The organism is Cupriavidus sp. UYPR2.512, from assembly GCF_000379565.1.
In the GTDB taxonomy this organism is placed as follows: Bacteria; Pseudomonadota; Gammaproteobacteria; order Burkholderiales; family Burkholderiaceae; genus Cupriavidus.
Window position 1 is genome coordinate 1 of record NZ_KB902899.1, and the last position, 7,417, is coordinate 7,417.

Genomic DNA, 7,417 nt, shown 5'->3' on the forward strand with positions numbered 1-7,417 from the left:
TGGCAAAGCGGTACGGCTCACCAAGCAAGCCACAGTGGTCACAAATGAACCCATCGCTCCATCGAGCGCGCTCAAGGTAGGCCATGCATGCCGCTTCGTCTGGAAACATCCGCTGAAACTCCGGCAGCGAGCCCGGAAACGGNAGATCGCCTCGGTCAAGCACGTCAATAACCATGGTTGCCCCGGGGTGGCACAGATGACCAACATACTATCGGTAGAGGGCTTGGGAGACAACCGGATAAGCATGATCCAATCTACGCACCCTCGTTGCTCTAGTTGCCTAGGCTTCTCGGACATCTCGATAGGAGGACAATCCCATATCGACGAGGAAAAAAGTAGGTGACAAGAAGGGCGCCGACAATTTGATGCCAATCCAAGCTGGAAGTGATACGGATAGTACGAGACCAAGAATTATCGGTCAGTGAAGTTGGCCGTTCGATGGAACACGGCCTGGATGACCTAAAATGTGTGTGCCGGCTCGATCTGGCAAGGAACGTAGCGCGGCGCCCAATGGCGATTCATAGCGCCAGCAACTCACGGTACGCCCCTATACGGATATAATGGCTCTCAACGTATGCACGGCGGGCGTTGACTGCGTAGCCGCCAGAAGGCGGCTAACTGCACCAGGGGCCAGACCTGCCGAAACGGCGGCCTCTGACGCAACTCGGATGGTGTTAGCCGGGAGCAGTCGATGAATAAATACAGGGACAGCGATTGAACGAACGGCAACTTGATCTGCCAGGGATGCTCGATGCCAGCAGCGAGGGGGAACGCCAAGACGGGCCAGTCTCAGCCAGCGTTGGTAACTGCGCAGAACTCCATGTGCACTTAAACGGAGCGATCCCGGCGTCGACCATCAAAAATATTCTTGCCGATGAAACTACTGTTCTTCCACGGGGCTTTGAGATCACGCGGGACTTGCTCCGCCTCACCCCTTGCAAGTCACTAGCGGCGTACTTAACACCATGGCAGATTCTACGCCTCTTTCCAAGGAAGCGAGAGAACCTGGACCGTCTTTGCATTGCTGCCCTAGCCAACATGGCCGCCAACGGCGTGCGTTTCGTCGAACTTCGAAGCAGCGTGTTGTACCTCGCTACTCTGCAAAAGTGCTCACCGACTCAAGCGCTGGAACGCCTCATCGAATCCACCAGAGACGCAGCAGAGCGTCAGAATATCCGGCGCGGGTTGATTCTCACAGTGACGCGCGGCGACTATGGCGCGACTGCGCTGACCGCCCTCCTGCAGGCCTACCAGGATCTGGGCGAGCCGGACGATGTGGTCGGTCTCGATCTCGCGGGCGATGAAGAGATGTCATATCCCGCACAGCTGCCATCGTTGTTCCGCGAGGCCAAAGACCGATTCGGGCTTGGAATCACAATCCATGCGGGTGAGACCGGCCGAGCGGAGAATGTGCGCTCAGCGATCGAGCTCTTTGGAACTGACCGCATTGGGCATGGAACGGCTGCCAGTAAGGTTCCTGAGTTGATGGATCTCCTAGCAAAGGAGGACGTTTGTGTCGAGGTGTGCCCGATCAGCAACCGCTTGACCGGTGCGGTGTCTTCCGAGGAGGCACATCCGCTACAAGAGTTTCGGCGTCACGGAGTTCCGTTCGTCATCTGCTCGGATAACCCAGGGATCCACCAGCGCGGCCTAGTCGATGATCACTCCGCCGCCATGGCAGAAGGACTGTCAGTCGGCGACTTGCGCCATCAATTTCAGGTGGCCAAGCGCTACTCATTCATAGAGGGCCTAGCTTAAAATCCGATTTCTTCCCGGAAATCCGCTCAAGGTCGATGGGCTGAATCGAATACGCGCGCCGATCGGTGTGGACATCGAGTCGTTGTCCAACAAGTGCCGCCTGGCGCAAGACAAGTTGATCAAGGCGATCGGCGCGCCTATTTGTTGAATACACTGGCCTTTATCTGAAAGGCCTTAACGGACTTCCTGCCGGCTGACCCAGAAGTTGGAGGCTAATCGCTTCGCGACTTGATGGCCAGGCCGGGAGATGCGAATGTGACTGCAAAAGACGGAGCTCGGCTAGTGCGACGGGTGGAACCGCCAGGATTTGTGTAGGCCTGTCGGGCTAGGTCAGAAACTGCCGCCTCGGTTCGGTACTGTGAGTTCGAAGCATCTGAGAGCTGCCGCTAAGCGCGTGGAACCGCTGGCCATGGTCGTCGCCTGCGAGGCGCCTGGTCAGTGGCAGGTCATGGAGGTGCTGCAGTCGTTTGGTCCGCGAAAAAGCGAATGGCCGGTGCTGGTGGCAGCGGTCATTTGAGCCACCAAAACCGAAGGGCTGCAGCCCCTGGGTCGGCGAAGACAAAATTAAGGGGCAGTTCTTGGTCGGCGAGCGAAAGCATGGCCGGCTGTGACAATGGCGAGCAGGCGGCTTTACGCTGGAACGCTCAGTCCTGTGCAAACAGCCAAACAGCTGGAAGAAGGTAGGGCGGTCTGCCCGCCATGGTCGCGCGCGAAGGCAGGTTTCAAGAGGCGAAAATAAGATTCGATAATGAATCTGCGTGCCTTGCATGAGGTTAGTCGGCCCGACTGGCGCGCATGCCCCGGGTGGCAAACTCAGTTGCCGTTCGGCGCCCGCGAACCGCCCTAAATAGGCGTTATGACGTGACACGGCTTTTTACTGGACTGACTTGCGACATGGGCATACCATTACCTAGTACGAAAATGGAGCCGGAGTTAGATGCGTAAATGCGCGTCGGTAACAACGCTTGCACGGGCTCCCACGGCCTTCTCTGCGTCACCGCACGGCGATGGTTGCTCAACATGATCGAAGTACGGTACTTCTTGATGGAGCGAACTTCGGGCTAGAAACTGGGTCGGGCACAGGGCCGCTCGCCGTGTTGGTTGCAGGCAGCGGACTCTAAATCCGCCGGAGACTTCCCACCCTGGGTTCGAATCCCACGCGACTCACCAGGCGCGATGATTCATAGCTCATTTGCTAGGATCGGCGATATCAGCCCTGATTGACCATCCTTTGCAAGTCATCGACATGCGCGCAAAGTCCTCGCAAAGTGATCTCTTTTCTTCGGGCGATTACGACAAGCGGAAACTAACTGCCGTGTCGTTCATCTAAGGGCTTAGTGCATACACTTTTCCGGCAGGCAACCAAGAAGATGCCATGGCATTTAAAGCGCGGACTCATGGCACACACAGTAGGCCAACCGGCGGACCACGTCGGTGGGTCGGAACTGTCGTCACAATTTCGCTACGCGCCACGATGGAAGCGTGGTGGTCTTCAGAAGGCTTGTTTAAAGTTTTGTTACGAGGTTGTCATGGTGTCAGTACGTGGCATAAGTTATGCTAGCAATCACGCTAGGTCTCAATACGGGAGATGTGGCGATGAAGCCCAAACATGTAACAATTTCGAGGATGAAATGGCGACTGGTACTGTAAAGTGGTTCAACGGTGAAAAAGGATATGGGTTCATCACGCCTGATGATGGCGGCAAAGACTTATTCGCCCATTACAAGGAGATCCAAGGATCCGGCTTCAAGTTACTGGAGGAGGACGCGAAAGTAGAATTTGAAATCACGCAAGGTATGAAGGGGCCGCAGGCGTCCAAGATTCGCAAGCTATGAGAGCCTTTTCACCTTGCTGGCGGCATGGCGAGCCTTGCTAATTTGTGCATGGATTTGACGCCGCCGCCTCTACTTTTGTAGAGGATTTTTTCCCGGAAATGGGGCCCTCATCCCCTGCAGGATCGGGGTAATTTCAAGCTTGTAACTTCATCTTCACCGAGACCTTCATAGCAGGGCATCTGACAGCTCCAGCGATTCTGGTATTCGCGGCTGGCTCCAGCAAGGGGCGTCGTAGTGGCAGGCATACTGAATCGCCGGGCGGTGAGAGGACGGCCTTGCTACATCCCTTGCGCCTACATTTGAATGCTGCCAATCAGATTCGAGGCGATATATGTCCACGCAACTCTGCAGTGCGCCGATGGACCGAACCCCCACCGTTTCGCCATATTGCTTGGCGCAAGCACAACCGACGCGTTCATTCACCATTGGGACGTGGAAGAAGGATGACGATCTTCATTGGTTTTGTCAGCCCCCAACGAGCGACGAGCCGCCTCAGGACGTGCCTGCACAGGCCAGCCGTTGCATCGTACGCTTCAAGCCTGAGCACGTGCCAGCCTAGTTGCATCTCGGTGCCAAGAATGACCACTTGTCGATGCAGTCCTCAATGACCGCGAGCAGCCGTACTGCAAACACCGTCTGGCGCATAGCGTCGACCCCATCCCGTTTGATTTCGCATCTTGCGCTGCGGAGGTCCATTAATGCGCGTTGGTCGCCCAATTCCTGCGCTTCCCCAGCCCGTCTGCGAGTACTGTGGCGCCAGGGCGCTCCTTGCAAGCGCGGGCGAGGAGGCGTATCCCTATCTCGATGACCACGGGCCTGTGTGGATTTGCGCCGCCTGTCAAGCCTGGATCGGCGTGCGGACACGGAGTAAGCACAACGTGCCACTGGGGCGGCTGGCCAACGCAGCGTTGCGGGAGCGAAAGATGCGGCTGCACGATGCGCTCGAACCATTGGTCGCGGCAAAGATAAGGCGCGACAGGGTCAATGCCTTCGAGGCCCGTGGCAAAGCCATGAAATGGCTTATTGCATCCCTTGATCTGGATGTCACAACACCGAGCATTCATGCATTGTCGCTGGAACAATGTGAACAGGCGATCCGATACACCGCGGAGTTTCAAGCTTCGCGCCGACCAGATCGTACGGCCTGAACCCAATCAGGCCGGCTCCGCGCCGCGACGACCGTACTGTGATCTGCTTAGTTGTCACAGCCCCACGGGTAGGTCGCCGTGCTTATAGAACGCAACCCATTGCTATCGCTGTCGCAATTCGCACCACGGAATGCTTCGTCATCGCCTTTGGGACTATCCAGCGGGAGGCGCGCGTGCGGCGTGGGTTCAGTAGTGGCCGCGCGGGGGGTATTGTCTTTGGCATGCTCGTCAGCCAGAGTTCGGTTTCGGCCGGTTACGGCCCCTTAGTCGCTGGCCAAATTGGCATACGCGGACAGACTCGCCCGTCAGCACACCAAACCGCCTCCCTAGGTGGCCGGACCGCCCGTACAGAAAGAAACGCCCGCACCGGCGAACCGGTGCGGGTGAAGTTTCCATTCTGGAAACGAGTTGACAAGTCATGAAGAGCGCCCCCGCATCTCCATGACTTGTCAAACCTTACCAAGCCAGCCGCCGCGGTGCCTTGACCTATATCAAGTTATGTGTCAATCCGATCAGCCGCCGGAATGTCGGCTCAATAGAAGATCACCTCGTCGGCGTGCTTGGTTCTCTTCCACGGCGGAGTGGTCAGTGTCGTTTGGTGTGTTGTCTTGATCGCCGAGCGTCTGGCTTAGCGAGCCAGTATTGCTGCCGGTAGCGGTCCTGAAAAACAGGGCAACTATAGTTCCGCGTGACTTGAGATCTCGCCAATCCCCCCAGCACCGGCCGTGGGCCTACAACCTTGTACAAGTCAGGCCTGGATGTTGCTTTGGCTGGAGCGAGCCGGGGACGGTGTAACAGGGTCGCACGCTGGCCGGTGTATTGCATGAACACAAGGAGGGCGAGTCATCGGATAGATGCTCGCGCTCCCTGTTGAGATAAAAGGACTCGCGTATCGTGCACCTTCGCGGTGTTGCGCCGCCGCCTCGAAAAGCACGGCACTGGCGACGACTCAGCTTTCTCTAAGCCGAGCCCAATACTCCCACTCTATAGTGCGTTACTTGGGCAGTGCCCTTGGAACTATGACCCATTTGGCCTCAGATCATGAATAGCTTATCCCAGATAGCAGGCATACATGAAGTGCAATTTGGCGAATTGGCAGAGGCGGACGAAGCACACGTGCGACCATGGATCCGCGAGTTTTTGCTTGATCATTTGACGTACTGGCACACGACCGTCGGCAGGGTGACAGGAAAGGCGGCGTTATGTGCCCATATCGAGGAGAATGGCTTGGTCGAGCGTGACTGGGCCGAATTAAGAGCGGCCGCCGGAGACCCTGAGCGCTATGTTCGCGTGGCCTGGATTGACGGAGCTATATGCGGGCTGATCTATGCCCAGTCCCGTCCCGAATGGTATCTCTGTGAGAGGATTGGAGTGTTAAGCTGGATTTATGTATTGCCTGCCTGGCGAGGCCAAGGTATTGGCCGGAAGCTCATCCAACAGGCCGATGCATGGATGCGGGAGCGCGGACTCACCTTTGCGGAGGTGTTTGTCAATTCGAACAATGCGCACGCGCTTGGCCTATACCGGACGTCTGGCTACCGCGAAACGGATACGCGAATGACAAAAGGAAAAGACCACGTATAAGACTGACGCAAGCGTCGCCTCAGAATATCTTCTCAGGACGCGTTTCTTGCCAACTTGCACAGGCGCGGATATGAACTAGGGAATGGCCGTATTGAAATTTCTCGGTTTCGATCTTCACCCTCGACTGCGCTTCTGTCTGTGCGAAAGCTCTACCTAAAGGGTTTCGATCTTCGGTGCAATTATTTCAGAAACGTGGGGTTTTGCCGAAAACTACATTGCGTTGCTGAACTTCGATGAGTTGGTGCACGAACTTCAGCGTACGATCTACACAGACGAGGTCTCACGCCTGAGCGCATACGTCGTCTTCACGAAAGGATTGAGGTTTCTTGCCTCATTGACCTACTGACGAACATGGGATTGCATGGAACGCATAGCGCATGCAGACCACCGTCAACTGCAGTGCAATTGTCTGATCGCGCACGATCTAGACATACTGGCGCCATGACCAGCATAGCGTCATCACAAAGTATCACATCTTGTGGATACGCCTCAGTGAGCGTCACCTACGTGAACTTCGTCATGACCAAATGGTTGTCAAGAGAAGACATGATCGATCGTGCACACGAACCCTACGCCAGCGGATTCGGCCACGACAGCGAAAGTGCGAGAAGGTAGGCAACCCCCTGCAATTGGATGCCGGCCGGCGGCAATTGGGCGCAGACTGTATCTGAATGCGGGCTGGGCCTAGCATGTCGCGTCATGGCGTGCCCGGCGCTCGCAGCGCCGGCGGCGTTGCTCATGCCTAACGCCCAGGCTCGGCATACTGTTCAGCATCTGCAATTGCATCTGGTACGTGGTCTCCCTTGCAACCTGGCTCACGTTGCCGCCGGCATCGAACGGACAGCCAGTGGCGAGCTCTTCTGCTCGTTCTCAGTCATCTCAGGCTAGGCCAGCCTACTGCCTGCGGGCGGCACAAAAGGTTCTCTAATTAGGGCCGTCATAGTCCCCCAGCTAGTGTAGCGTTCTGTTCTTGATTGAACTTATATGAATTCGGCGTCTCCAATGCCCACACTGCGACACAGCGTGGAGAGAGTGAGTGCGAGTTGCCCCCGAGATCATGTTGACCGACGAGGAGCGAACCAATTTGACGAG

6 protein-coding genes are annotated in these 7,417 nt (G+C 56.6%); 5 read left to right on the plus strand and 1 reads right to left on the minus strand.

Going from position 1 to position 7,417, the window contains the following annotated elements; all coding sequences use genetic code 11:
• On the minus strand, positions 1-175 hold a 175-nt coding region (locus A3A5_RS41075), incomplete at its 3' end, for a transposase (RefSeq protein WP_198293121.1).
• 539 nt (positions 176-714) lie between these two features.
• On the opposite strand from A3A5_RS41075, the gene A3A5_RS0109675 reads away from it, so the two are divergent.
• From A3A5_RS0109675 to A3A5_RS40215, 5 genes are all read left to right on the plus strand, one after another.
• Positions 715-1,758, plus strand: coding sequence for an adenosine deaminase (locus tag A3A5_RS0109675; RefSeq protein WP_026200625.1), 1,044 nt, complete (start codon positions 715-717; stop codon positions 1,756-1,758).
• Between the two features lie 394 nt (positions 1,759-2,152).
• Entirely contained in the window at positions 2,153-2,275 is a 123-nt protein-coding gene (locus A3A5_RS45375; protein ID WP_018310390.1) for a hypothetical protein, read from the plus strand.
• Between the two features lie 1,114 nt (positions 2,276-3,389).
• Entirely contained in the window at positions 3,390-3,593 is a 204-nt protein-coding gene (locus A3A5_RS0109690; protein WP_018310391.1) for a cold-shock protein, read from the plus strand.
• Positions 3,594-4,291: 698 nt separating this feature from the next.
• Complete coding sequence (locus A3A5_RS38060) at positions 4,292-4,741, plus strand: zinc-finger-containing protein (protein ID WP_035812165.1); 450 nt, start codon at positions 4,292-4,294, stop codon at positions 4,739-4,741.
• Positions 4,742-5,782: 1,041 nt separating this feature from the next.
• Positions 5,783-6,325, plus strand: a complete 543-nt coding sequence (locus A3A5_RS40215; RefSeq protein ID WP_018310393.1) for a GNAT family N-acetyltransferase — start codon at positions 5,783-5,785, stop codon at positions 6,323-6,325.
• Positions 6,326-7,417: the final 1,092 nt, after the last annotated feature.

Coding starts and splice junctions, on each gene's coding strand:
- A3A5_RS0109690 (WP_018310391.1), top strand. CDS start 3,390: ATGGCGACTGGTACTGTAAAGTGGTTCAACGGTGAAAAAGGATATGGG.
- A3A5_RS38060 (WP_035812165.1), top strand. CDS start 4,292: ATGCGCGTTGGTCGCCCAATTCCTGCGCTTCCCCAGCCCGTCTGCGAG.
- A3A5_RS40215 (WP_018310393.1), top strand. CDS start 5,783: ATGAATAGCTTATCCCAGATAGCAGGCATACATGAAGTGCAATTTGGC.